At 63.3% G+C, this 25,086-nt stretch carries 26 protein-coding genes; 10 read left to right on the top strand and 16 right to left on the bottom strand.

What is annotated here, in order from left to right; all coding sequences use genetic code 11:
• Positions 1 to 147: 147 nt before the first annotated feature.
• The 4 genes from AC1DZ8_RS17020 to AC1DZ8_RS17005 all read left to right on the top strand — a co-directional run bounded on the left by AC1DZ8_RS17020 (position 148) and on the right by AC1DZ8_RS17005 (position 3,908).
• Positions 148 to 651 carry a SixA phosphatase family protein gene (locus AC1DZ8_RS17020; RefSeq protein ID WP_477304086.1) on the top strand — a complete coding sequence of 168 codons (504 nt, stop codon included), beginning with the start codon at positions 148 to 150 and terminating at the stop codon, positions 649 to 651.
• Positions 652 to 736: 85 nt separating this feature from the next.
• Complete coding sequence (locus AC1DZ8_RS17015; RefSeq protein WP_477304084.1) at positions 737 to 2,215, top strand: YcjX family GTP-binding protein; 1,479 nt, start codon at positions 737 to 739, stop codon at positions 2,213 to 2,215.
• Positions 2,212 to 3,276: a YcjF family protein gene (locus AC1DZ8_RS17010; RefSeq protein ID WP_477304082.1), complete on the top strand. Its 1,065-nt coding sequence runs from the start codon at positions 2,212 to 2,214 to the stop codon at positions 3,274 to 3,276. The genes AC1DZ8_RS17015 and AC1DZ8_RS17010 overlap by 4 nt, the downstream gene beginning before the upstream one ends.
• 83 nt (positions 3,277 to 3,359) lie before the next feature.
• Positions 3,360 to 3,908 carry a hypothetical protein gene (locus AC1DZ8_RS17005; RefSeq protein WP_477304080.1) on the top strand — a complete coding sequence of 183 codons (549 nt, stop codon included), beginning with the start codon at positions 3,360 to 3,362 and terminating at the stop codon, positions 3,906 to 3,908.
• Positions 3,909 to 3,974: 66 nt separating this feature from the next.
• Here AC1DZ8_RS17005 and AC1DZ8_RS17000 read toward each other — a convergent pair whose 3' ends face one another.
• From AC1DZ8_RS17000 to AC1DZ8_RS16970, 7 genes are read right to left on the bottom strand one after another with little or no spacing between them, the layout of a single operon-like run.
• Entirely contained in the window at positions 3,975 to 4,964 is a 990-nt protein-coding gene (locus AC1DZ8_RS17000; protein WP_477304078.1) for an ABC transporter ATP-binding protein, read from the bottom strand.
• Positions 4,965 to 4,972: 8 nt separating this feature from the next.
• Complete coding sequence (locus AC1DZ8_RS16995) at positions 4,973 to 5,932, bottom strand: ABC transporter ATP-binding protein (protein ID WP_477304076.1); 960 nt, start codon at positions 5,930 to 5,932, stop codon at positions 4,973 to 4,975.
• A complete protein-coding gene (locus AC1DZ8_RS16990; RefSeq protein ID WP_477401251.1) occupies positions 5,929 to 6,900 on the bottom strand; it encodes an ABC transporter permease in 972 nt (323 codons plus the stop codon). Before AC1DZ8_RS16990 ends, AC1DZ8_RS16995 begins: the two co-directional genes overlap by 4 nt.
• Positions 6,900 to 7,916 (bottom strand): ABC transporter permease, encoded by a 1,017-nt coding sequence (locus AC1DZ8_RS16985; RefSeq protein ID WP_477401249.1) that lies wholly within the window; start codon positions 7,914 to 7,916, stop codon positions 6,900 to 6,902. The genes AC1DZ8_RS16990 and AC1DZ8_RS16985 overlap by 1 nt, the downstream gene beginning before the upstream one ends.
• 22 nt (positions 7,917 to 7,938) lie before the next feature.
• Positions 7,939 to 9,600 (bottom strand): ABC transporter substrate-binding protein, encoded by a 1,662-nt coding sequence (locus tag AC1DZ8_RS16980; RefSeq protein ID WP_477304070.1) that lies wholly within the window; start codon positions 9,598 to 9,600, stop codon positions 7,939 to 7,941.
• Between the two features lie 18 nt (positions 9,601 to 9,618).
• A complete protein-coding gene (locus AC1DZ8_RS16975) occupies positions 9,619 to 10,524 on the bottom strand; it encodes a proline iminopeptidase-family hydrolase (RefSeq protein WP_477304068.1) in 906 nt (301 codons plus the stop codon).
• A gap of 39 nt (positions 10,525 to 10,563) precedes the next feature.
• Positions 10,564 to 12,078, bottom strand: coding sequence for a leucyl aminopeptidase (locus AC1DZ8_RS16970; protein ID WP_477304066.1), 1,515 nt, complete (start codon positions 12,076 to 12,078; stop codon positions 10,564 to 10,566).
• Positions 12,079 to 12,181: 103 nt separating this feature from the next.
• Between AC1DZ8_RS16970 and AC1DZ8_RS16965 the strand changes: the two genes are divergently transcribed.
• Entirely contained in the window at positions 12,182 to 13,231 is a 1,050-nt protein-coding gene (locus AC1DZ8_RS16965; protein ID WP_477401246.1) for a LysR family transcriptional regulator, read from the top strand.
• A gap of 63 nt (positions 13,232 to 13,294) precedes the next feature.
• Here AC1DZ8_RS16965 and AC1DZ8_RS16960 read toward each other — a convergent pair whose 3' ends face one another.
• From AC1DZ8_RS16960 to AC1DZ8_RS16950, 3 genes are all read right to left on the bottom strand, one after another.
• Positions 13,295 to 13,561 (bottom strand): hypothetical protein, encoded by a 267-nt coding sequence (locus tag AC1DZ8_RS16960; RefSeq protein ID WP_477284470.1) that lies wholly within the window; start codon positions 13,559 to 13,561, stop codon positions 13,295 to 13,297.
• 180 nt (positions 13,562 to 13,741) lie between these two features.
• Complete coding sequence (locus AC1DZ8_RS16955; protein ID WP_477304062.1) at positions 13,742 to 14,950, bottom strand: MFS transporter; 1,209 nt, start codon at positions 14,948 to 14,950, stop codon at positions 13,742 to 13,744.
• A gap of 60 nt (positions 14,951 to 15,010) precedes the next feature.
• On the bottom strand, positions 15,011 to 16,000 hold the full coding sequence (locus AC1DZ8_RS16950; RefSeq protein ID WP_477304348.1) for an AraC family transcriptional regulator: 990 nt from the start codon (positions 15,998 to 16,000) through the stop codon (positions 15,011 to 15,013).
• Between the two features lie 160 nt (positions 16,001 to 16,160).
• On the opposite strand from AC1DZ8_RS16950, the gene AC1DZ8_RS16945 reads away from it, so the two are divergent.
• Genes AC1DZ8_RS16945 through AC1DZ8_RS16935 form a run of 3 tightly spaced genes read left to right on the top strand, consistent with a single transcriptional unit; the run spans position 16,161 to position 18,830 of the window.
• Positions 16,161 to 18,011 carry a monovalent cation:proton antiporter-2 (CPA2) family protein gene (locus AC1DZ8_RS16945; RefSeq protein WP_477304060.1) on the top strand — a complete coding sequence of 617 codons (1,851 nt, stop codon included), beginning with the start codon at positions 16,161 to 16,163 and terminating at the stop codon, positions 18,009 to 18,011.
• Positions 18,008 to 18,556: a DUF924 family protein gene (locus tag AC1DZ8_RS16940; protein WP_477304059.1), complete on the top strand. Its 549-nt coding sequence runs from the start codon at positions 18,008 to 18,010 to the stop codon at positions 18,554 to 18,556. The genes AC1DZ8_RS16945 and AC1DZ8_RS16940 overlap by 4 nt, the downstream gene beginning before the upstream one ends.
• A 25-nt stretch (positions 18,557 to 18,581) precedes the next feature.
• Entirely contained in the window at positions 18,582 to 18,830 is a 249-nt protein-coding gene (locus tag AC1DZ8_RS16935) for a hypothetical protein (protein WP_477304057.1), read from the top strand.
• Positions 18,831 to 18,835: 5 nt separating this feature from the next.
• Here AC1DZ8_RS16935 and folK read toward each other — a convergent pair whose 3' ends face one another.
• The 3 genes from folK to folP are packed head-to-tail and all read right to left on the bottom strand — an operon-like array spanning position 18,836 to position 20,554.
• Positions 18,836 to 19,348 (bottom strand): 2-amino-4-hydroxy-6-hydroxymethyldihydropteridine diphosphokinase, encoded by a 513-nt coding sequence (folK, locus tag AC1DZ8_RS16930; RefSeq protein ID WP_477304055.1) that lies wholly within the window; start codon positions 19,346 to 19,348, stop codon positions 18,836 to 18,838.
• Positions 19,332 to 19,691: a dihydroneopterin aldolase gene (gene folB, locus AC1DZ8_RS16925; RefSeq protein WP_352586785.1), complete on the bottom strand. Its 360-nt coding sequence runs from the start codon at positions 19,689 to 19,691 to the stop codon at positions 19,332 to 19,334. The genes folK and folB overlap by 17 nt, the downstream gene beginning before the upstream one ends.
• Before the next feature lie 17 nt (positions 19,692 to 19,708).
• Positions 19,709 to 20,554, bottom strand: coding sequence for a dihydropteroate synthase (gene folP, locus AC1DZ8_RS16920; RefSeq protein WP_477401242.1), 846 nt, complete (start codon positions 20,552 to 20,554; stop codon positions 19,709 to 19,711).
• 118 nt (positions 20,555 to 20,672) lie between these two features.
• Here folP and AC1DZ8_RS16915 point away from each other — a divergent pair, with 118 nt between their 5' ends.
• Positions 20,673 to 21,293 carry a DUF922 domain-containing Zn-dependent protease gene (locus AC1DZ8_RS16915; RefSeq protein ID WP_477401241.1) on the top strand — a complete coding sequence of 207 codons (621 nt, stop codon included), beginning with the start codon at positions 20,673 to 20,675 and terminating at the stop codon, positions 21,291 to 21,293.
• A 202-nt stretch (positions 21,294 to 21,495) separates the two neighbouring features.
• Positions 21,496 to 22,980, top strand: coding sequence for an MDR family MFS transporter (locus AC1DZ8_RS16910; RefSeq protein ID WP_477304050.1), 1,485 nt, complete (start codon positions 21,496 to 21,498; stop codon positions 22,978 to 22,980).
• Positions 22,981 to 23,001: 21 nt separating this feature from the next.
• Here AC1DZ8_RS16910 and AC1DZ8_RS16905 read toward each other — a convergent pair whose 3' ends face one another.
• The 3 genes from AC1DZ8_RS16905 to AC1DZ8_RS16895 form a co-directional block, all read right to left on the bottom strand.
• Entirely contained in the window at positions 23,002 to 24,033 is a 1,032-nt protein-coding gene (locus AC1DZ8_RS16905; RefSeq protein ID WP_477304048.1) for an NAD(P)/FAD-dependent oxidoreductase, read from the bottom strand.
• Between the two features lie 105 nt (positions 24,034 to 24,138).
• Positions 24,139 to 24,459, bottom strand: a complete 321-nt coding sequence (locus AC1DZ8_RS16900; RefSeq protein ID WP_023707481.1) for a 2Fe-2S iron-sulfur cluster-binding protein — start codon at positions 24,457 to 24,459, stop codon at positions 24,139 to 24,141.
• Positions 24,460 to 24,616: 157 nt separating this feature from the next.
• Positions 24,617 to 24,955, bottom strand: coding sequence for an Hpt domain-containing protein (locus AC1DZ8_RS16895; RefSeq protein WP_477304346.1), 339 nt, complete (start codon positions 24,953 to 24,955; stop codon positions 24,617 to 24,619).
• Positions 24,956 to 25,086: the final 131 nt, after the last annotated feature.

Here is a 25,086-nt window from a genome sequence, read left to right as displayed (position 1 = left end):
CCCCCCGGCAAAGCCTTCCACAGCAAGGGCGCGGGCGAATTCGCACATGATTCGTTGCGCTTGGGTGCCTCCGCCCATTGTGCGGTGGGCCGTTCTCGTGGCTAATCCGATTGTGTCATTTGATGGACAGCACACCATGGGGGTCCGGTGAGCACACTGTATCTGTTGAGGCATGCCAAGGCCGGCTGGGCCCTGCCCGGCGTACGCGACTTCGACCGCCCGCTCGATGCATCCGGCATTGCCGATGCCGAAATGATGGGGACGGCGATGCGTGCCCGCAACTACATTCCTGATATTACGCTCTGCTCCAACGCCAAGCGCGCGCGCCAGACGCTGGAGGGCATTGCCGGCCACACCGATACCGGCCGGGTGCTGTTCTTCGACACGCTCTACAGCGAGGATGCCGCCGGCTATCTCGCCATCATCCGTGGCAATGGCGGGCCGGGCTCGCTGCTGGTCATCGGCCACAATCCGATGACGGAAGACCTTGCCATGGCGGTTTCGGGCGACGGCGACGAGGCGGCGCGGGCCATCATGAACCACGGTTTTCCGACTTCGGGCCTGGCGGTCGTGCGCTTCGAGGGCACCCTCAACCAAGCCGCGCAAGGTGCCGGCTATCTCGAAGCCTTCCTGACGCCCGCCGATCTCTGAGCGGAGCCGGCCAAGGCCGGACGCCATTTCAAACTGCGGATGCAAAGCCTATATCGGGGCGGACCGAGACCCGAGAGAACAGATTTTGGCATCATCGCTGACGACATTCACCGACGAAGCGAGAATTGCCCTGGATACGCTGTCGGGGCGGGCAAGCGGGCTGTTTTCGCCATCGCTGCGGCTCGGCGTCACCGGCCTGTCCCGTGCCGGCAAGACGGTGTTCATCTCGGCTCTCGTCCACAATCTGATCCATGGCGGGCGCCTGCCGCTGTTTGAGGCGCAGAAGTCCGGACGCATCGCGCGCGCCTTCCTCGAGGAACAGCCGGATGACGCCGTGCCGCGTTTTCAATACGAGGATCACATCGCCGCTTTGGTCAACGACCGCATCTGGCCGGATTCGACGCGCGCCATTTCCGAACTCAGGCTCACCATCGAATACGAATCTGCCTCCGGCTGGAACCGCATGTTTTCCAGCGGCCGGTTGTCGGTCGACATCGTCGACTACCCCGGCGAATGGCTGCTCGACCTGCCGCTGCTCGGCAAATCCTTCGCCGATTTCTCGCACGAAGCCTTCGATATGGCGATGCTGCCGGTGCGCCACGACCTCTCTCAGGACTGGCGGGCGCTGGCGGCGACGATCGATCCCAATGCCGACGCAGACGAGATGACGGCGCGACGCCTCGCCGAGAGCTTTGCGGCCTATCTCAAGGCCTGCAAGCTCGACGAACGGGCGCTGTCGACCTTGCCGCCCGGCCGTTTCCTGATGCCGGGCGACCTCGAGGGTTCGCCGGCGCTGACCTTTGCGCCGCTGCTGCTCAAGGGCGAGCGGCGGCCGCGCTCCGGCTCGCTGCAGGCGATGATGGAGCGACGCTACGAGGCCTACAAGACGCATGTGGTGAAGCCGTTCTTCCGCGAACACATCACCCGCCTCGACCGCCAGATCGTGCTGATAGACGCCATGCAGGCGCTGAATGCCGGCCCCGGCGCGATGGCCGATCTCGAGCGCGCGGTGACCGAGATCCTCTGCTGTTTCCGTCCCGGCCGGGGCAATTTCCTCACCGACCTGTTTTCGCGCCGCATCGACCGCATTCTGGTGGCCGCGACCAAGGCCGACCATCTGCATCACGAAAGCCATGACCGGCTGCAGGCGATCGTGCGCAGGCTTGCCGACCGCGCCGTGGCGCGAGCGAATTTTACCGGCGCCGATGTCGACGTGGTCGCCATGGCGGCGGTGCGCGCGACACGCGAAGGCACGGTCAAGCAGGGCCGCGAAACGCTGCCGGTGATCATCGGCACGCCGCTGAAGGGCGAGAAGATCAACGGCGAAACCTTCGACGGCAAAACCGAAACCGCTATATTTCCCGGCGACTTGCCGGAGAAAATTGACGCGGTTTTCGATGTTTCCCAAGCCGACCACCGGCAAAGCAGCGACGATCCGGCGATCCGTTTCGTGCGCTTTCGGCCGCCAAAGCTCGAACGCACCGCCGAAGGCGTCACGCTGTCGTTGCCGCATATCCGGCTCGACCGCGCCTTGCAGTTCCTGATCGGAGACCATCTGGCATGACCGCGCCCCGCAGACCGGCAGCTTTCCGCATCGAGCCGGAGGCCGAACCGAAGCAGGCCCGCAGCCATGCCGAGCCGCAGCCGCCGCGCAAGCCGCGCGCCGTCGTCGTGCCGGCCGAGATCGATGTCTTCGACGAACCCGACATCGTCGCCGCCGAACCGCCGCCGGCGACCGCGCCGCGCAAGCGCTCGCTATTTGCCAGCCTGTTTTTCGGCGCGGTCGGCGTGCTGGTTTCGCTGACCGTCGGCCTGTGGACCGACCAGCTCATTCGCGATCTGTTCGAGCGCGCAGAGTGGCTGGGCTGGCTGGCGGCTGCCATGGCCGCAATCGCCGTGCTGGCGCTGGTGGTGGTGCTGGTGCGCGAATTCCTGGCTATTGCCCGGCTGGCCGAGGTCGAAAAGCTGCAGAAACGGGCGCTCGATGCCGTGGCGCGCGACGATCCGAAGGCCGCAAGGGCCGTCGTCGACGAACTCTCGGCTTTTGTCGCGGCAAAACCCGAAACAGCGGCCGGCAGGCGCTCGCTGGCCGAACTGCGGGGCGAGATCATCGACGGCGGCAATCTGGTGCGGCTGGCCGAAACCGAGATTCTCGGGCCGCTCGACGCCAGGGCAAAGGTGATGATCCTGGAAGCCGCCAAACGCGTGTCGCTGGTCACCGCCGTCAGCCCGCGAGCACTCGTCGACGTCGCCTATGTCGTGTTCGAGGCGGGGCGGCTCATTCGCCGCCTGTCCGAGCTTTATGGCGGCCGCCCGGGCACGCTGGGCTTTTTCCGGCTGGCGCGCAGCGTTCTCGCCCATCTGGCGGTGACCGGGTCGATCGCCGTCGGCGACAGCTTTGTCCAGCAGATCGTCGGCCATGGCCTTGCCGCGCGGCTTTCGGCGAAACTCGGCGAAGGCGTCGTCAACGGCATGATGACAGCGCGCATCGGCATTGCTGCGATGGAGACGGCGCGGCCCCTGCCCTTCATTGCCGCCAGGCGGCCGGGCATGGGCGATTTCCTGTCGGCGCTGACCTCGTTCGCGACCAAAAAAGAAGGCGAGACTGCGGCCACGACCAAGTGAAGTTCTGCTTCGCGGTCACCAAGCATTAACCAATCTTGTTCATGGTCGTCCAACAACAGCCTCCTTGTTGCCGGGTGTCGTCTATGAAAAGCGTAATCTTGTCCTGCGTCCTGCCCATGGTCGCGCTTGCAGCACCTCTGGGCCTGGCCGGGAAAGCCTCTGCCGCCGAACCCGACAAGCAGTTCTTCCGCACCGTCGAAGGCAAATGGGTCGGCCCGGGCGAGATCGTTGCCGGCAAGTACAAGGGTACGAAATTCACCTGCAGCTTCGACGGCTCGACGCCTGACGACAAGACCGGCATGACGCTGGACGGCGACTGCCGGGTCGGTGTTTTCACCCAAAAAATGTCGGCCACGGTCGAGCGCAAGGGCCGCGACTACAAGGGCAATTTCATGGGTGGCGCGGCAGGCACCGGCCTCGACATCATCGGCGGCAATGTCGTCGATCCGCGCAAGGTGGTCTTCACCATCAACCGCAACCAGCTGCGCGGCGTCATGCAGGCCCGCATCCCCGACGACAATTCGATGACGGTGACCATCGCCGTGCGCGTCGACCAGCAACTGGTGCCGGTGATCGGCATGAGCCTCAAGCGCGTCGATGCCGTCGAAGTCGGCTCCATCGCCAAGAACTGACCTTCAAGCCGTTCCCCGGAAAGCAACGGACAGTTTTACGCGCCGCGATAGCTTTGCGAGTCACGCTCAGATCAATGTCGGGAAGTGACAGGCCACCTTGCGGCCGGGTTTACGCTCCTCGAGCACGGGTCGTTCGGTGCGGCACCTTTCCACCGCTATCGGACATCTAGGATGGAAGCGGCATCCGGGTGGCGGGTTGAGCGGGCTCGGCACATCGCCAGTCAGGATAACGCGCTTGCTCGTCCCGCTCGGCGTCGTCTCAACGACGGGGACCGCCGAGATCAGCGCCTGGCTGTAAGGGTGGGATGGTGTCGCAAACAATTCTTCCGCCGGTCCTTCCTCGACGATCGAACCAAGATACATGACCGCGATGCGGGTCGAGACCTGACGCACCACTGACAGGTCGTGAGCGATGAAGATATAGGTGAGCTTCAGCTTCTCCTGGAGGTCGGCAAGCAGGTTGACGATCTGCGCCTGCACCGACACGTCGAGCGCCGAGACGGGTTCGTCCAGCACGACCAGATCGGGATTGAGGGCAATGGCGCGCGCAATGCCGACACGCTGGCGCTGTCCACCGGAGAATTCGTGGGGATAGCGCATGACATGATCCGGCAGCAGTCCGACGAGGTCGAACAGTTCCGCGACGCGCTGGGTGATTTCGCGTGACGAAAGCTTGCCGTGGATACGCAGCGGCTCGGCCACCAGGTCGCCAACGCGCCGGCGCGGATTGAGCGAGGCCGATGGATCCTGAAAAACCATTTGCAGACGGCGCCGCAGCGGCCTGAGTTCGGACAGCGACTTTGTGGTGATGTCGTCGCCTTCGAAGAGAAGCTTGCCGTCCGATATGTCGTAGAGCCTCACCAGACAGCGCGCCAGCGTGGACTTACCACATCCGGATTCGCCGACCAACCCGACTGTCTCGCCGCGCCACACCGTCAGCGAAACATTGTCGACGGCATGGACGGTTCGCTTGCCCTCCGCGGAAAAACGAGTGCCGATTGCAAAACGCTTGCCGAGCGAACGCGTCTCGAGGATCGGAAGGTCTTTGCTGGTCATCGGTCCGCTCATGCCTGCGCCACCCGGAAGCACGCCGCGGCATGGGTGCTGGCGCCAAGGTCGGGCTTGCCGGACACACAGGGCTCATACTGAACCGGGCAACGCGGGCCGAAAGCGCAGCCTTGCGGCAAGCGCAGCAGCGATGGCGGCGAGCCCGGAATGGCCGGCAGGCGGCGTGGTTTCTCGCCGGTCAGCGGCGGGATCGAACCGAGCAGCGCGCGCGTATAGGGGTGTCGCGGGTCGGAGAACAGCTCCATGCGGCTGCCGCGCTCCACCACCCGGCCGGCATACATGACCATCACCCGGTCGGCGAGTTCGGAGACCACGCCCATGTCATGGGTGATGAAGACAACCGCCGATTTGTGCGTCGCGCGCAGCTTGCGCACGAGGTCAAGAATGCCGGCCTGTACCGTCACGTCGAGCGCCGTGGTCGGCTCGTCCGCGACCAGCAGCGCCGGGTTGCAGGACAGCGCCATGGCGATCACCGCCCGCTGGCGCATGCCGCCGGAAAGCTGGTGCGGATAACGCGACATGGCCTCGTGCGGGTTGGGAAAATTCACCTCGGCCAGAAGTTCTTCGACGCGCGCCATCGCCTTGGATTTACTGACGTTGCGATGGGCGCGGATCTGTTCGGCGATCTGCCAGCCAATCGTGTAGACCGGCGTCAGCGCCGTCATCGGGTCCTGGAAGATCATGGCGATCTCGTTGCCGCGCAGGCGCCTGAGTTCGCGCGCCGGTAGTCCCACCAGTTCGCGGCCCTTGTAGCGGATAGACCCCTCGATGATGGCGTTGGGGTCGGTGATGAGGCCCATCACCGCCAGCAGCGACACCGTCTTGCCCGAACCGGATTCGCCGACGACGCCGAGGATCTCGCTCTCTTCGAGGTCGAAGGAAACGCCATCGATGGCGCGCACCAGGCCGTCATTGGTGCGGAAGGATACTCTGAGGTCGCGCACCGACAGTATCATGATGTCCTCAGGCGCGGATCGAGAAGGATGTAGACGAAATCGACGACCGCGTTGGCGATGACAACGAACATGGAGGCATACATCACCGTTGCCATGATCATCGGTAGATCAAGGTTCTGCAGCGCGTCATAGGTGAGCTTGCCGATGCCATGCAGTCCGAACACCACCTCCGTCAGCAACGCGGAACCGCCCACCAGCGCGCCGAAATCCAGGCCGAACAGGGTGACGAAGGCAATCAGCGAGGTGCGCAAGGCATGGCGCAGCAGGATGCGCGTTTCCGACAGGCCCTTGGCACGGGCGGTGCGGATATAGTCTTCCTGCATGGATTCGATGATGGCCGCGCGCAGGACGCGCCCGTAAATGCCGATGTAGAGGATGGCCAACGTGATCCAGGGAATGACCAGGGTCAGGAACCAGCCCTTCGGATCGTCGGAGAAATTCTTGTAGCCGAGCGGCGGCACCCAGGAGAACGCCCAGCTGTCGTGGTAGCGGCTCTGGGTGATCAGGTTCATCACCTCGCCCAGCCAGTAGACTGGCATGGAAATGCCGAGAAGCCCCAGCGCCATCAGAAGCTTGTCCAGCCAGCTGCCGCGGGTGGCGGCGGCAACGATTCCGATGATGATGGAGACAACCACCCACAGGATCGCCGCCCCAAACACCAGCGAGAGCGTGACGGGAATAGAATCCATGACCGCCGGCACCACCTTCCAGCCGCGGTTGACGAAGGAGGTCAGGTCGCCGGTCACGAAGATCTTCTCCATCATCTTCACGTATTGGACGTAGAGCGGCTGGTCGAAGCCGAAGCTGTGCCGCACCGCTTCCAGCACCTCGGGCGATGCATTACGGCCGGCAATGCGCGCCGCCGGGTCGGCGCCCGGCGTGGCAAAGAAAATCAGGAAGACGATGACCGAGATGCCGAACATCACGAACAGCATCTGACCGAAGCGGCGCAGGATGGCGTAGATCATCAATCGCGCCCCAGCCGTACCTTGGAGCGCGGGTCGAGCGCGTCGCGCAGGCCGTCGCCGAAGACGTTCAGCACCATGACGGACACCGCGATCGCCAGGCCCGGCACCAGCGCCACCAATGGGCGGGTGTAAAGCAGCGCCTGTCCGTCCTGGATGATGGTGCCCCAGCTTGCGGCCGGCGGCTGGACACCGATCGACAGGAAGGAGAGCGCCGATTCCGTCAGCATGTTCAGCGCCATCATAAGTGGCACGAAGACGATCAGCGTGGTGGTGATGTTGGGCAGGATGTCGCGCCACAGGATGCGCCATCCCGGCACACCCAGATTGATCGCGGCGAACACGAATTCGCTGTGTCGAAGCGACAGAACCTGGCCGCGTATGGGGCGCGCCACATAAGGCACGTAGACGATGCCGATGATGATGACCGGCAGCCACAGACTGCCGGACTCGATCTCGATCGGCCCGATCGAGATGCCCTGCGCGATGGTAACGATGGAAAGCGATATCGCCAGCAGATAGATCGGAAATGCCCAAAGCACATCCAGAAAGCGCGACAGCACGGTATCGGTGATGCCGCCGAAATAGCCGGCGATCAGCCCTGCCAGCGTGCCGATGATCAGCGTGAAGATGGTGGCTGCGCCGGAGATCAGCAGCGAACTCAGCCCGCCATAGAGCATACGGGCCATGACATCGCGGCCCTGGCTGTCGGCGCCAAGGAAATAGTTGCCGAGCCGCCAGGTCGGACCGATCGGCGTGTAGCCAAGACCAAGCCCCTCCGTCGACTGCTCCATCACGGGGACGTCGACGCCGTCGATCTGGATGACGGCGTCGAGCGTCGAGGCGAAGGGGTCCGTGCCCGCCCATTTCGCGTAGAGAGGCGCGCTGAGGCAGGCAAGGACGATGAGGAGGAATACGGCCAGGGATGCCATCGCAGCCCTGTCCGTTGCCAGCTTCGCAAACGCGACGGCCCAGGGCCCTCGCGTCTTGCGCGGCATGGCGATGGCTTGGTTCGACACGGCCGTGCCTCTCCGCAGTTCGTTACTGCACCCAGGACTGGGTGATCATCCAGTTGAACTGCCGGTTGAACTTGAAATTGCCAACCCGTTTGCTGACGAAGTCAAGTCGCTTCGGCGTGAAGAGGCCAACGGCCGGCGCCTTATCGGTGACCTCCCGGTCGATTTCGGCCCACAATTTGTCGGCAGCCTTCTGATCGGTCACACCGAGATCGAGCGCCTTCTGCATCTTGGCGTCGATATCCTTGTCGCAGAAGCCGGCGATGTTGATCGAAGCGTCCGACCCTTCACGGAAGGAAGCGCAGGAGAACAAGATGTTCAGGAAGTCGGAAGCCGCGGGATAGTCCTTGTACCACTGGGTGATGGACATCTGCACCTTGTTGTTGGTGTTCTGGATGTAGGTGAACTGGATGTTGGACGAGATCGGCTTGACGTCGGCGACATAGCCGATGCTGGTCAGCACGCTCTGCAGATAGACACCGATGGAGCGTGAGATGGCGGTGTCCTCGGCGATGATGGTCACCTTCTGGCCCTTGGTGCCGGATTCCTCGACGAGCTGCTTTGCCTTGTCGAGATCGGGCGCCGACCATTTGGCGCCGGGGTTCTTGGTGAAGGGGCAATAATCCTCATGGCCGGGGAAATCCGGCGGCAGGACCTGGCAGACCGGCGAGGCCAGCACCTTGCCGCCGAACAGCTTGACCAGCGTGTTGCGGTCGACTGCATAGGCAACCGCCTGGCGCGCTTTTTCGTTGTCGAAGGGTGCCAGTCGGTTGTTCAACGGCGCATACCACCATGCTGACAGCGGCGAGATGTGCAACTGGTCCATGGACTTGCTGCCAAGTTCGCCGAGGCGATCGCTCGGCAGCGCGTCGAACATCCAGTCCGCCTCGCCGTTCTGGATCGCCGAGACCGCTGCTTCCTCGGACAGGCCGAAATCATATTGTACGACATCCGGGTAACCGTCGGGCTGGGCTTCCTCGCTCCACTGCTTAAAATTGGGATTGCGCGACACCGTCATGCCCTTGTTGGGGTCGAAGGCGGCGATCATATACGCACCGGTGCTGGGGATGGGCTTGGAGCCCATGTCTTCGGCGGGCGTGTCGGCCGGCAGAACCACTGCGTGAGGCAAAGCGAGCTTGTAGAGCAGCTCGGCATCCGGCTTGGTGATGTTGATGGTGATGGTACCGGCGGCTTCGTCACCGACAACGCCGCCTTCCAGCGTGCAGCTCTTGGTGTCGGCCAGGCATTTGTCGGCGCCGACGATGCCGGCATAGAAGGTGCCTGAGGTCGGTCCGGAAATCTTGAAGATGCGCTGGAAGGAGGCAACGACGTCCTTGACGCCAAGATCCTGGCCGCTGGAGAACTTGATGCCCTTGCGCAGTTTGAAGGTGAAGGTCTTGCCGTCATTCGTAACCTCAGGCAGCGCCTCGGCCAGATCGGGCACGATGGTGAAGCCGTCCATGCCTTCGGCTTTGCGGAAGGCCACCAGGCCGTCATAGATCGGCTGGTACATCTGCCAGCCTTGGTCGGTGTAGTTGATGTGCGGATCGAGCGTTCCCGCCGCCGAGCGGGCGAGAAGGCGAATAGTGCCGCCTCGGTGCTCCTTGAGATATTCGGCCTGCGCCGGGGCCAGCCATGTGCCGGCCAGCAATGAAGCGGCTGACGCCGCCAAGAGCAGTTTCTTCATGTTTTATTCCCCTTTTTCTCAGTTGTCGTTGTCGTCCAGAAAGTCTCCCACCACCCGCATGCACGCCTCTTGCTCCTCGACATGCGGCATGTGGCTGGAATGCTCGAATATCTCCCAGTGCGATCCTTTGATGCCGTCCTTGAAGGGCTGCACCGTCGCAGGCGTCGCCTCGTCGTAGCGGCCGGAAATGATCAGCGTCGGAACATCGATGGCCGGGAGGCGCTCGATGATGCTCCAGCTCTTCAGCGTTCCGATGACGTGAAACTCGTTTGGCCCGTTCATGACATGATAGACGGTCGGATTGCGTGCGATCTGGGCGAAGGTCTCCGTCACTTCGGGCGGAAAAGGCACGCGGCGGCAGACATGCCGTTCGTAGAACCGCATCGTCGCTTCCTGGTAGGCCGGATCGTCCGTCGTGCCGGCCTGCTCGTGGCGGGTCAGCGTCTCCTGGACATCCACGGGCAGGTCGGCGCGCAGCCGGTTGGCTTCTTCGACCCACAGCTTCATGGAAGCCGGCGAGTTGGCGATGGTCAACGACTTCAGGCCTTTCGGTCGCGTTACCCCATATTCGGCGCCCAGCATGCCGCCCCAGCTCTGACCGAGGACGTGGAAGCCGGACCGGATGCCGAGATGGTCGACAAGGTTTTCAAGCTCGTCGATGAAAAGCTTGGGCGTCCAGAAATCGGCGCCTTTTTCGGGCAGCAAGGTGGAATTGCCGCAGCCCAACTGGTCATAGTGGATAACGGCGCGGCTGCGCCGGGCAAGAAGCTTGTAGGCATCGACATAGTTGTGGGCGGCGCCCGGGCCACCATGCAGGATCACCACCGGGGCTTTGTCGGCGTCGAGGTCGCCGGAGATCCGATACCAGGTTTCGTAGCTGCCAAAGGCGGCCCGCCCTTCCCGACCATTGATCTCAGACGACATCCCGGCTCCTGCGTGTTTGAAGGCATCTTGTTGTTGGGCCTAGTTCACCTTGCGGCTGGTTTGCACCCATTCTTCCAGCATCTGCACGCCGAACGCCGTGGCGCCTTCCCGGCCGAGCAGCTGATCCTTGTCGGCCATTTCCTTGCCGGCTATGTCGAGATGCACCCAGGACCGATCCTCGGTGAAGTGGCGCAGGAACGCCGCCGCATAGGGCGCGTCGCCATCTTCCATGTCCTTGGCGTGGTGCCGGATATCGGCGAATGGCGATTGCAAGCCCTCATCGTAGGCGCGGTCGAGCGGCAACTGCCAGAACCGCTCACCGACCGTTTCTCCTGCGGCGATCATCTGCGTCGCGATGGCGTTGTCGGTGCTGAACAGGCCGGCGAATATCGATCCGAGGCCACGCATCACCGAATAGGTCAGCGTCGCCAGATCGACGATCACGGAGGGGTTGAAGCGCGTAGCTGCATAGTAAAGGCAGTCGGCTAGGATCAGCCGTCCTTCCGCGTCGGTGTCGAACACTTCCACGGTCTGTCCGGAGGCCGTGGTGATGATGTCGCGCGGCTTGAGCGCGGTGCCGGACGGCATGTTCTCGGCGATGCCCAGAACGCCGACGGCATGCACCGGACTGCCTTGCCGGGCAAGCGCGATCAGCAGGCCAACCACTGCGGCCGCGCCACCCATGTCGGCCTTCATGTCGAACATCTGCTCGCCGCGCTTGATGCAGAGGCCGCCGGAGTCAAAGCAGACACCCTTGCCTACGAAAGCCATCGGCTGTGCGGGAGCACCCTTGCCGCGATAGCGAAGGACCGCAACGCGCGGCGGCCGCACTGAACCTGACCCGACGGCCAGGATGGCATTCATTCCGAGTTCCCTGAGCTTCGCCGTATCGAGGATATCGACGTCGATGCCGGCTTCGCGCAGCGGCTCGAGGTGATCGTGGAAATTGTCGGGATGGAGATGGTTCGGCGGCAGGTTGACCAGGGTGCGCGCATATTCGACGCCGTCGGCGATGGCATTGGTCCGCGTCAGCGCCGGGGCGAGCTCCGCGCCGCTTGCGCCGACCAGTTGTACCCGCAAGGTTCGATCCGCGCCTGCTCCCTGGCGTTGGTTGCGCATGTCGAAACGATAGCGCCGAAGCCGCATGCCGAGCGCCACGCGCGCCAGGATTTCCGCACCGGGCATATCGACGCCGGCGATCGGGTCCAGGACCAGGGTGGCGGCGCACTCGCTCTTGTCCTCGAGATGCGCGGCAAGCAGACCCCCGGCGCGTGCCAGTGAGAGTGTCGTAATGGCCTCAGCCTTGCCTAGGGCGAGAACGATGACGCGCCGGGTCGATACGGCCTGGGGAGCGATCACATCGATGCAGGTGCCGGATTCGGCCAGAGCGTCCGTATCGGAGCAGGCACGGGACAAAATCCCGCTCAGCTCAACATCCAGTGCCGCTGCCCGGGGACCAAAGCGTGTCTGGGCAGTTTGCAGGATCACGACGACAGAGGTTTCCGCGGAAATCTCGTCGGCCGCTTCAAACACCGGCACTGGCGATTGAGGCATAAGCAGTCATTCTCCCATTTTTCCCCGGCCTTAGCGCAGCTTTGCGCAAAGCTTCGCCCGCCAGCGGTGAAAACCGATCAGGCCGGTCTCTGCCGTTGGTGGAATGGTGCCGGAGGCCCCAAATAATCGTTTTCTGATGGCGACTTGGTCGCTCTTGTCTCTTGCGTATCCCCGAACCGGCCAGGTGATCAAACGCCAATTTTGCCCAAGTCGATTGACAAAAACTCAACTGACAATTCATGATCGGGCGATGGCGCTACCCTCACTCAACGGCATGCGCGCTTTCGAGGCTGCCGCACGCCTCGGCAGCATCAAGGATGCAGCGGAGGAATTGCACCTGACACCGTCGGCCGTAAGCCGCCACATCCGTGCGCTTGAACGAAATCTCGGCCAGGATCTGTTCGAGCGTGGCTTTCGCCAGATAACGCCGACCATCAGGGGGTCCTACTATGCGCGCGGCCTCTCCGAAGCATTCGAGGCGATCTGGCGCGCCACCGACGATGTCAGCGTCTCCGACGGCCCAAGCCACGGCAAGGCCCAACGTGTCAGGGTCTTGTGCGTACCGGCGGTTCTGAACCTTTGGCTGGCGGACCGGTTGCCAAACTTTCGCCGGCTGCATCCATCCGTGGATCTGGAGATTTCCACGTCCGGCAAGCGGGCCAACTTCGATTTGGCCATTGTCGACGAGTTCGTCTACAAGGCCGGCCCGGCGCTAACGCTGTTGATCCCGCTGTTGCTGACCCCGGTTTGCGCGCCCTCGCTGCTGGAGGGGCCGGTGCCGCTGCGGTCGCCCGCCGATCTGGTCAATCACCACCTGATCCATGAATGCGAGACCATGCGATGGAAGCGATGGCTGGAGCAGGAAGGCGTGTTGGACACCACGCCGAAATCGAGCACGACCCTTGATGACTGCACCTTGATCATGCGCGAGGCGATAAACGGCGCGGGTATAGCGCTGGCCGACACGATGATGGCGCAGGATCTTCTGCAGCAGGGAAAACTGATCGCCCCGTTCCGAGCCCGCCACACCTATCCGGCCGGCATCTATCTGCATCAGCGTCGCAGCATCGGCAACAAGCCGGGCACAGGCCTGTTCCAGGACTGGCTGTTCGCCGAGATCGACGATCACAAACGGACGATGGCTATCCCTTAGAACACCAGCAAAAAAGGCGGCGGCTATCCGAGCCACCGCCTTTCTCAATTCCCCGAAACGAAATCAGCCCTTGATGGCGGCAAGCACGTCGTCATAAGCCTTGCAGGCCTCGGCAGCCGTGGTGGCGCCGGAATATTTGGTGGTGACCGCCTGGACCTTGGCGGTGAGATCGGCCGCCTTGGACGGATCCTTCGTGATCGCCTCCTGCAGGGCGGTCGTCACATCCTGAGCCTTCTTGGTCAGCATTTCGGACGTGCACTCAGGCGCCTTCGAGCAGGCCGATGCGGCAAGCATGGCGACACCCACGCCAACGAGCAAAAACTTCTTCATGTCAGTCATCTCCTCACAAAGGCAGAACTTGATCGTCGCTGCCTTCCAACGGCCGAAGCCGAGCGTCCCTTAGCCGCCGATTGCGGCAAAACGCAACGCGCTCACCGCATAAACTTGTGTAACGCGGCTGCAACATCGCGGCGGCCCGGAGTTAGGCCGCCGCATAAGTTGAAGCAGGGTTCAGCTGCGAGGCTGCAGCAGCGCCAGCAAAGCTGTCGATGCGGCAAGGATGGCGGTCAGAGTCAAGGGCGCCGTGGCGCCGTAGTTATCCACGACAAAACCGCCGACAACCGCGCCGATGGTGATGGCGACCTGGAAAGAGACGACCATCAGGCTGCCCGCCGCTTCCAGCGCGTCAGGTGCCGCACGGGACAGATTGGTCGGCAGCACCACCGGTCCCATGCCGAAGGCCAAGCCCCAAAGCGTAACGAAGCCGAAGGCAGCGCCGATGTGCACACCCCAAAGCACCAAAGCGAGCGCCGCAAACGCCATCAACGCGGCAGTCACCACGAGAGCCATGCGGATATTGGCGTCGGCCAGGCGGCCGCCGGCAATATTGCCGACCACAGCGGCGATGCCAAATCCGAGCAGCGCGAGTGCAATCGGCCCGGTTGCAAGCAACGTCACGTGTTCGAGGAAGGGGCGCACATAGACCGAACCGGCGAAATGCCCGGTCATCAGCAAGACAATGGCAAGCATGCCGAGTTGAATGCCACGCCGCCGTGTCAGCCGAAATACGTCGGCAAGACTGTTGCTGGCTGCTGCAGGCAAGGTCGGCAGGCTAAGCAACTGCAGCAGCATGGCAACCACGGCCAGCCCCGCTGTCATGGCCATGGCGCTGCGCCATCCAAGCCAGTCGCTGATCAACGCACCCATCGACGGCGCGGCAATGGTGGCGAGCGAGACGCCGAGGGTGACGATGGCCATGCCTCGACCTGTCGCATTGGCGCCAACCAGCCTCGCGACGACGGCAACCGAAAGCGCCCAGAAAGCGCTGAGAGCGATGCCGAGCCCGGCCCGGCCTACCAGCAGCAGCCAGAAATTCGGCGCCAGCGCTGCAAGAATATTGGAAGCGACCGCCAGGGCCATGAGGCCAACCAGCACGGTCTTGCGGTTCAATCGGCCGATGAGAACATTGCTCAGCATGGCCGTCACGGCGCCGACCGAAGCGGTGGCGGTGACGACCTGCCCGGCCGTTCCCTCGCTGATGCCGAGATCGCGCGCCATTGGCGTCAACAGACCTGCCGGCAGGAATTCGGCGGACACCAGGGCAAAGCTGGTGGCCGCCAGTGAAATGACCGCGAACCAGGTGCCTGCGTTCCACGCGGTTGGCGCATCGGCGTCAAGGCCGATCGCGGCGTCTTCAAGCTGTAATGTTGTGTCAGTCACGGAAGGATCTCCAAAGTTTGGAGATCTTAGATAGGCGAGTCCGCTCGGATGATATGTACCTTAAAATCCGAAATTCATATCTATTCGTCCGGGAATTGTGCGACGCACAACACCTGGCGAAACATTGGTGATGCGCTTGAACGCGCGCGCGAAGGATGCCTCGGAATCATAGCCCAAACGGGTAGCCACTTCGGCAACCGACAAGCCGTTTTGCCCCAGCAACTCACGGGCAAGCTGCATGCGCATGCGGGCGAGATAGTGTGCGGCACCCTCGCCCAGGACAGCGCTGAAGCGCTCGGCGAAAATCGAGCGCGATTGGCCTGCCACGCCGGCCAGGCTTCCCAGCGTCCAGTTGTGGCCGGGGTCGCGGTGCATGGCTGCCAGAGCGCGGCCGATATGCGGGTCGCGGATGGCTGCGAGCCAACCGGTGGTCGAAGCGCCATTGCAGTTGACCCAGCAGCGGATGAGCCGAGCCGTCAGCAAGTCCGCCATACGCGACAGGATGGTGGCGCTGCCCATCTGCGGTTGCGCGGCCTCCACCGTCATGGCCGCCAGCAAAGGGCCGACGATCGGGTCATTGCCGGCCACGTCGCAACCCTTGATGATGGGCGGCATCAATGTGATCAATGGATTGAGCGCACAGGAGCCCAAGGCCATCGAGCCGCAGAAAAGCGTGCTCGTCGCGCCCGTTCCCTGCCTTACCACTTCGCAGACATTGCCGCCCAACTTGATCACCTGGCAACCCTCGAGCGAGTCGCCTTCAACGTCCGGCGCGCTCGCCAGGCGATGGGCGATGCCTTGCGGCAGCAGCACCAGATCGCCATCGCGCAACTCCTGCCAGCCTTGCACCTCGGTATGAATCCAGCATGGACCATGGCCGACAAAATGAAACCGGAGCAGCGGCTGTTGCGGAAAGTCTATGCTCCACGGATGCCGGAGCTCGCAGCGGCCATAGTTGACGCCACTCAAGCGAAAGTCCTGCAGAACTTCGCTGAGCGCATCCATCGGGATATGCGGCGGCGAAGACGGATGGGACGAATGGTCAAGCATTTGGCAAATATAGATGCCGAGCGTCCGACAGGCAAGCGGAGACCGTTGTTCCACCGGAGGAATCGCTGCAACGGCACCTACCCGTCCTGGCAGGCTTCCCACCCTTGCCTCTAGCTCCAACTGCATGCAAGGAGTGCTACTGAACACGGGGACAAGAGGCATGGCAGCGGAAGCATCGGGCAGCGATCTTATTCAGGTGGTGGCGCTGCTTGCCGCAGGCGTCGTCGCCGTTCCGATCTTCAAACGCATGGGCCTGGGCTCGATCCTCGGCTATCTCGCCGCAGGCGTAGTCATTGGCCCGTTCGGCATCCGCATCTTTTCCGAATCGGAAGCCATCCTGCATGTCGCCGAACTCGGCGTCGTCATGTTCCTGTTCATCATCGGGCTGGAGATGCAGCCGTCGCGGCTGTGGGGCCTGCGCCGCGAGATTTTCGGCCTCGGCGCGCTACAGGTCGGCGTCTGCGCGGTGCTTCTGACTCTCGTTGGACTAGCGGGCGGATTTCCGATCGCGCAGTCCTTCGTTGCCGGCGCCGGCTTCGTGCTGACCTCGACGGCGATCGTCATGCAACTGCTGGAAGAGCGCGGCGAGATGGCCAGCCCCAAGGGACAGCGCATCGTGTCCGTCCTGCTGCTCGAGGATCTGGCGATCGTGCCGCTGCTGGCGCTGGTCGCCTTCCTGGCGCCGGGCGGTGCCGAGATGACCCTGCAGCAAAGGCTGACCGAGGTCGGCATCGGCCTTGGCGCCATTGTCGGGCTGGTGGTGGCCGGCCGCTATCTGCTCAATCCGTTCTTCCGCATCCTGGCCGACGCCAAGGCGCGCGAAGTGATGACGGCGGCCGCACTTCTGGTCGTGCTGGGGTCGGCGCTGGTCATGCAGCTGTCCGGCCTGTCGATGGCGATGGGCGCCTTCCTGGCCGGCGTGCTTTTGTCCGAATCGACCTTCCGCCACCAGCTGGAAGCCGACATCGAACCGTTCCGCGGCATCCTGCTCGGCCTGTTCTTCCTCGCCGTCGGTATGTCGCTCGACCTGCATGTGGTGGTCGACAACTGGCGGCTCGTTGCCATCTATGTCGTCGCCTACATGGTGATGAAGGCGCTCGGCATCTATCTCGTTGCCCGCGTGCTGAAGAGCGGCCACCGCGAAGCGCTGGAGCGTGCCGTGTTCATGGCGCAGGGTGGCGAATTCGCCTTCGTGCTTTATTCCGCCGCGGCGGCGGTCGGCATCATCGATAGCCGGGCCAACGCCACGCTGACCGCGATCATCATCATCTCCATGGTGCTGACCCCGCTGGCCATCATTGCGCTCAAATATCTGACGCCGCGCGACGAGCAGTCGCTCGAAGGCGTCGACATCGCCGAAGGGCTGACCGGCAGCGTTCTGGTCATCGGCTTCGGTCGCTTCGGCCAGATTGCCAGCCAGCCGCTTTTGTTGCGCGGTATCGACGTGTCGATCATCGACAATGATGTCGAAATGATCCAGGCGGCCGCCGATTTCGGCTTCAAGGTCTATTATGGCGACGGCACACGGCTCGACATTTTGCGCGCCGCCGGTGCCGGGAGGGCACGCGCGGTGCTGATCTGCGTCGACAAGGCGGACGCTGCCGTTCGCATTGCCGAACTGATCAAGGCGGAGTTCCCGCTGCTGACGGTTCTGGCGCGCGCCTACGATCGCGGCACCGCGCTGTCGCTCATCCGCGTCGGCGTGGATTTCCAGCTGCGCGAAACCTTCGAATCGGCCCTCGTCTTCGGCGGCTCGGCGCTTGAAGCGCTTGGCGTCGAACCGGAAGACGTCGCCGACGTCATCGAGGATGTTCGGCGCCGCGACAACGACCGCTTCGAGACGCAGCTGGCGGAAGGCATACGGGCTGGCCGGCGCTTCCTCAGGGGCAATATCGGCACGCCTATACCGACGCCACTCGCCCCGCCACGCCGCCCCGGCCAGGCGCTGAATGAAGAAACAGCCGGTGTGTTGAACAAATCCGAACCCGCCCAGCCAGAGGAAGGCAGATGACCGCATTGGACGAGCGCGCACTCGCCGTCACAAAATTCTGGCGCGAAGCCGGCAAAGACGCCTGGTTCGAAAAGAATGACGCTTTCGATGCGGATTTTCGCGCCCGGTTTCTCGACCTGCATTATGCGGCCGCGCGGCGCGAATGCGACGCCTGGTCGGAGCATGCCGAGGGTTCGCTGGCGCTGATGATCCTGCTCGACCAGTTTCCGCGCAACTGCTTTCGCGGCAGCGGCCACATGTACGCCACCGATCCGCTGGCAAGGCATTTTGCCGCCAGGGCGATCGCCGCCGGCCACGACATGGCGCTGGAAGAGGACCTGCGCGTCTTCCTGTATTTGCCCTACGAACATTCGGAATCGCCCGCCGATCAGGACAGATCGGTCGAGCTCACAACCGCCAGCGCGCCGGAGTATATCAAATACGCGATCGAGCACCGCGACATCGTCGAGCGCTTCGGCCGCTTCCCGCATCGGAACAAGATGCTTGGCCGCGAGACGACGCCGGACGAACAGGCATTTCTCGATGGCGGCGGGTTTTCCGGTTAATTGAGCAAACGCGGATATTTGCCACATGGTTGAGCTAGCAGGACGGACCTATGCAGCCACCATTGGAAGCGATGTCCAACGCGACGGCATGTACCTGGAACTCGCGGACCAAGATGGTCACATCGTGGGCGAGATTTTCTTCTCGGATGTCGATGGGAAGATGACGGTTATCTTATCTCGGCCTGAAGTGCCCTTGGAAGTGGTTGAATGGATGATTGCCGCAGCCAAGGACCGTCTTCCACCAACAGATGGTGTTGTCGGCCAATCACAATAATCCGGTTAACCCAGCCACCAGTCGGGGCCGGAAGCCAGCCGCTCTATGCCTGACGTATCGACGGCGCTGAGCCGCTCGCTCACGCTGCGGCCGCCAACCGCCAGCTCCGGCGCGATCTCGGCCAGTGGCGCCAGCACGAAGGCGCGCTCCAGCATCCTGGGGTGTGGCACTTCCAACCCGGTCTCGTGGATGATGCGGTCGCCGAACACCAATATGTCGATGTCGATCAGGCGCGGCCCCCAGCGCTCCTCGCGCACCCGCTTCAGTTTGCGCTCGGCCTCGAGGCAGAGATCGAGCAGCGCCCTTGGCACCAGCGTGGTCGAGATTTCGGCGGCGGCATTCAAGAAATCCGGCTGGTCGAGCTTGCCCCAGGGCGGTGTGCGGTAAAGCGAGGAGACGGCGATGACGCGCGTGTTGTCGCCGGCGTCGAGCAGGCGCAGCGCCGTGGCCATCGAGGCCGCCGGATCGCCGAGATTGCCGCCAAGGCTGAGATAGACCTTGTTATTCGGGCCAGACAACGGTCACCTCGACATAATCGAGCACGCCGGGCACCGGCGCGTTCGGTTTGCGCACGGTGATCTCGGCCCTCCTGATCTGCGGGAACCGCGCCGTCAGCGCCTTCGCCACTTCGAGCGCCAGCGCCTCGATCAGGAACCGGCGATGTCCGGTGACGATCTTTTCAATCACCGTGAAGGCGATGCCGTAATTGACGGTGTCCTCGATGGAATCATCCTCCAGCGGGCGGCTGGGCTCGACCGTCAATTCGGCATCGACATAGAAACGCTGGCCAAGCGCCTCTTCCTCGTCCAGCACGCCGTGCCGGGCAAAGAAGGCGCAGTTCTTCATGCGGATGACGTACATTTCCTAGCTTCCTGGGCTCAGTGTCCCGGCTTTTCACGCGCCAGCATAGCATCCGCCATGGCCAGTGCGTCCACGTTGATTGCGACATCATGGACGCGAAAGAGATCGGCGCCCTTTAGCCTGAGGATGACGCTGGTGGCTGCCGTGCCGGCGCCACGCTCGGCGGCCTCGCGGCCGGTGACGGTGCCGATGAAGCGTTTTCTGGACGTGCCGGCCATCAGGGGAAAGCCCAGCGCCGTCAGTTCGGAAAACCGCGCCATCAGGTCGAGGTTTTCCTCCGCCGTCTCCTTGGCGAAGCCGAAGCCGGCATCGAGCACGATATGGTCGTTCTGGACGCCATTGCGCTTCGCGATTTCCAGCGAAGCCTTCAGGAAGAAAAACTGGTCTTCGATGACGTCGGGCAGTTTTTGCCGCTCGCGCCCTGTGTGCATGATGACCAGCCCGGCGCCGGTCTCGGCGGCGACGCGGGCAATGCCGGGTTCACGCTGCAAGCCCCAGACATCGTTGACGATATGCGCGCCGGCGGTAACGGCCAGGCGCGCAGTTTCCTCGCGATAGGTGTCGATAGAAATCAGGGCTTCATTGGTGGCGGCGAGCGTGGCGATCACCGGCAGGATGCGGGACTGCTCTTCTTCAGCGGTTACGGGAGAGGCGCCGGGGCGCGTCGATTCTCCGCCGATGTCGATGACGACAGCGCCCTCTTTCGCCATGCGGCGCGCCTGCGCGACCGCCTGGTCCGGCGTGACGAACTGCCCGCCATCGGAAAAACTGTCCGGCGTGACGTTGAGAATGCCGACCACTATGGCCTTCTCGCCAAGGTCGAGATGACGCCCATGCGCCAGTTGCCATCGCCTTGTCGTCATTGTCCTTCAACCATGTGGCTCATCGAGCACTTGCAATCCATCAACGATGCGTGATCGGTGGAAGATCAATTCCGTTGCGCCGGCAACGGCCGTAAAGCAAGGTGAGTGAAGAGGCAACATGATGAAACGACCCCTGCTCTGCGCCCTGATGCTGGCTTTGACCGTTTTGCCGGCGGGTGCTGCCAATCTGGTGAAGACCTACAGCTATTTTGGCATCGGCGGCAGCACGCTCGACGCCATCGAGACACAATTGTCGACACATGGACCCGAGGTGAAAAGCACCGGGATGCGGCATCCGGGCGCCACCCAGATGGCATTCACCACCCGCATCAGCTACGCGCAAACCGCCGATTCCTGCCGCATCGCCAAGGCCGCCGTCACCGTCAAGGTCAAGGTCATCCTTCCGCAGTGGCGCCGACCGCGCAAGGCCGACGCCGATGTCAGGCTGTTCTGGGATACGCTGTCAGCCGACATCAAGCGCCATGAGGAGCGCCATGTCGAGATCGCCAAGAACCACGGCCGTCTGCTCGAGGACGCGCTGAACGCCAGCTACCCGCAAAAGACCTGCGCCGACGCAAAGGCGAAGGCGGCTGAGATCACCGCGGCCGAACTCGCCAGGCACGACCAGGACCAGCTGCGCTTTGATCGCGTCGAAGGCGTCAACTTCGAAAGCCGCATCCTGCGGCTGCTGCGCTATCGTATGCAGCGCGTCGAAAACGGCCAGCTTCCGCCCGGCTGATCACAAGCCAAAATCGCCGAAGCATGAGGCCAGTCACGAAAAGTTTTCGGGCAAGGGTCGAAATCGGCCTATAGGAAACGACATATGTCAGGCTCGCACGACGCGAGCTTCGAGACACGAGATCAAGACCAATTGAGGCGGCGGACAGCGGAGCGGCCGTTTGGCGCTGCAGCCGCTCGCCAGGCATTGTGGATGAACTGATATGGACCAGGCTGTCGACAAGCCGGTGATGGCGGCGCCCGCCGCGCCGCTGACGGAGAGCGAGAAGAACGTCATCATCGCCGGCATCCTGCTGTCGATGCTGTTGGCGGCGCTCGACCAGACCATCGTCGCGCCGGCCATGCCGACCATCGGCCGTTCGCTCGGCCATGCCGACTATCTGCCGTGGATCGTGACCGGCTATCTCCTGACGGCGACCGCCATGGCGCCGCTCTACGGCAAGATCTCCGACGTCTATGGCCGCCGGCCGACCGTCTATGCGGCGATCCTGATCTTCCTCGCGGGATCGCTGGTCAGCGCCATGGCCCCCAACATGTTCGTGCTGGTCATCGGCCGGGCGATCCAGGGTGCGGGTGGCGGTGGCCTGTTCGCCCTGGCGCAGATCGTCATCGGCGACCTGGTGCCGCCGCGCGAACGGGCGCGCTATGCCGCCTGGATTTCGGGCACATGGGCCGTCGCCAGCATCGCCGGACCGCTGCTCGGCGGCGGTTTTGCCGAACATCTGCACTGGTCGCTGATCTTCTGGATCAACATCCCGCTTGGCTTGGTGGCCATGGCGATCATCAACAAGCCGCTGCGGAAACTGCCGGTCGCCTCTAAGCGGCATCGCATCGACGCCCTAGGCGCACTGCTTCTGGTGGTGGCGACGGCACTGCTGCTTCTGGCGCTCAACTGGGGCGGCAGCGCCTATCCTTGGGCTTCGCGCGAGATCCTCGGCCTGCTCGCGTGTTCGGCCGTCTTCTGGAGCGCGTTTGCACTGCGGCTGATGCGTGCGGCCGAGCCGCTGATCTCGCTTGAAGTGCTGAGCAATCCCATCGTGCTTGCCGGCACGGCGTCGATGTTCCTGCTGCAGGCCGCCAATATCGGCCTGTCCGTGTACCTGCCGGTCTATCTGCAGTCGATCATCGGCCTGTCGGTCAGCCAGTCGGGCCTTGCCATGCTCGGCCTGCTGCTCGGCACGGTCGCCGGCGCGACGTTCAGCGGCCGCACGATACCGCGCTTCTTCCACTACAAGCGCATCGCCATGATCGGCGTTCTTTTCGCCATCATCTGCCTTGGCGTGCTCAGCATGGTCGCCGGCCGCGCCTCGCTGCTGGTGGTCGAGCTCTTGACCATCTGCATCGGGCTTGGAAGCGGCACCACCTTCCCGGTCGCCACCGTGTCTGTGCAGAACGCCGTCGATCGCGCGCATCTCGGCGTCGCCACCGGCGTGCTGACCTTCCTGCGTTCGCTGGGCAGCGCGCTCGGCGTCGCGATGCTCGGCGCAGTCGCGCTCGGCTACGGCCTGCCGCTTGCCGGCGAAGGCGTGCCGGCCGCCGGACAGATCGTTTCGGCGACGCCCTTCATGATGATCTTCCTTGCCGCGGCTATCACGCTCGTCCTGGCGCTGATCACGCTGGCGCTGATGCCGGAGAAGTCGCTGCGCGGCCGCGACGAGGCCGAGGCGCCAGTCGTCCTGGTGGAGTGATCCGGAAAGCCCTGTAGGACCCTACTCGACGACGCCGAGCTTCTTCTGCAGGCTGGTGGAGGACGTGGTGTACTGGAAGACGATGCGCTCGCCGGGGCTGATGATGCGCTTGGCCGCCTGCGACATCAGCGCCACTTCATGAAAACCCGACAGGATCAGCTTCAGCTTGCCGGGGTACCAGTTGATGTCGCCGACGGCGAAGATGCCGGGCACCGAGGTCTGGAATTTCTCGGTGTCGACCGGAATGAGGTTCTCATGCAGGTTGAGCCCCCATTCGGCGATCGGGCCAAGTTTCATGGTCAGGCCGAAGAACGGCAGCATGCGCGTGCACGGCACCTCGATGTCGCCGTCAGGTCCGCCCTTGATGGTCGCTGACGCCAGCTGGCCGTCGGCGCCGGTCAGGCCGCTCACCTGGCCGACCCGGAAATCCAGCTGTTTCATCTCCTGCATGGCATACATCTTGTTGACGCTGTCGGGTGCCGCCCTGAATTCCGGGCGGCGGTGGACCAGCGTCACGCTTTTTGCCACCGGCTGCAGGTTCAGCGTCCAGTCGAGCGCGGAATCGCCGCCGCCGACGATGACGAGATCGTGGCCGCGGAAATCCTCCATGCGGCGCACCGAATAGAAGACGCTCTTGCCCTCATAGGCCTCGATGCCGGGAATGGGCGGCCGCTTGGGCTGGAACGAGCCGCCGCCGGCGGCGATCACCACCACCTTGGCCTCGAACACCTCGTTCTCGTCGGTGGTGAGGCGAAAGGAGCCGTCCTCCAGCTTTTCCAGGCTGGAGACCATGCGGTTGTAGGTGAAGTCAGGCTTGAACGGATGGATCTGCTCGATCAGCTTGTCGACCAGCCCTTGCGCCGAGATCAACGGCCAGCCCGGAATGTCGTAGATCGGTTTTTCCGGATAAAGCTCGGCGCACTGGCCGCCTGGCCTGTCGAGGATGTCGATCAAATGGCACTTCATGTCGAGGAGGCCGAGTTCGAACACGGCGAACAGGCCGACAGGCCCTGCCCCGACAATGAGTGCGTCCGTCTTGATTACATCGGTCATGCCAGGCGAGCCTCGTTGCCAGAATTGGGCCAAACTGCGGGCGAGACTGCATGAGCATTGGCCCGCTGCCAAGCGGCGGCGGCAAAAATCGGTTGGACCGGGAAATCAGCCCTGGCGGGCGGGCACGCGCACGACAAGACCGTCAAGGGCGTCGCGCACCTTGATCTGGCAGGACAGGCGCGAGTTCGGCTGGACGTCATAGGCGAAGTCCAGCATGTCCTCTTCCATCGCCTCAGGCTCGCCGACCTCCGCCGTCCAGGCTTCGTCGACATAGACATGGCAGGTTGCGCAAGCGCAGGCGCCGCCGCATTCGGCCTCGATGCCCGGCACCGCGTTGCGGATCGCATTCTCCATAACGGTCGAGCCGTTTTCGGCCTCGACATCGAAAGGAGTGCCGTCATGGGCGATGAAGGTCAGCTTGGTCATTTGTCACCTGAAGGGAGTCTCAGCCGAGATAATCACTCCGCCGGACAAGTCAACTGCGGCGCGAAAGCGCCGCTTTGTGACGTTTTTTCGGAAAGCTGGCTAAAGCGCGCCCTGGCCCGGCCGATTCATGCCGGTGGCCAACGACGAGCGGCCGCCATTACCGACTGATGGCGGCGATGAAATCGCGCACTTCCTCGATCAGGGCGCCGAGGCGCTTGAGGCTGCGCGTGTCTTCCGGCTGCTGTTCGATCAATGTGGCGCAGTCGGCGATGGCAAAAGCGCCGACGCCGCGCGCCGAACCCTTCAGCCCATGTGCCAGAAGCAGCCTCTCCCTGACATCGGCGTCGACTATTCTGTCGCGGACGGAAAGCGCGTGCTGTACGAACAGTGCCAATACCTCTTGTTCGAGGGCGCGATCGCCCATTGTCTGACGGGCCAGATGGGCCAGATCCACCGGCCGCGAACGGGCTGGACCCGACGCATCGCCACCCGGCATTGAGAAGGCAATGCCGCTTTCACCGCGTACCAATTTGAAACTCCCTTGTCCCGATCGCCAAAAAAACCTAGGCGATTTCCGTCGCCAACGCGTTAATGAATGGGCTGGAAAATTGTTGCCGTAGAGGCGGC

The organism is Mesorhizobium sp. P2_F7 (assembly GCF_056403695.1).
The sequence above is the reverse complement of the archived record's forward strand: the minus strand, read 5'-3'. Positions and strand labels throughout refer to the sequence as shown.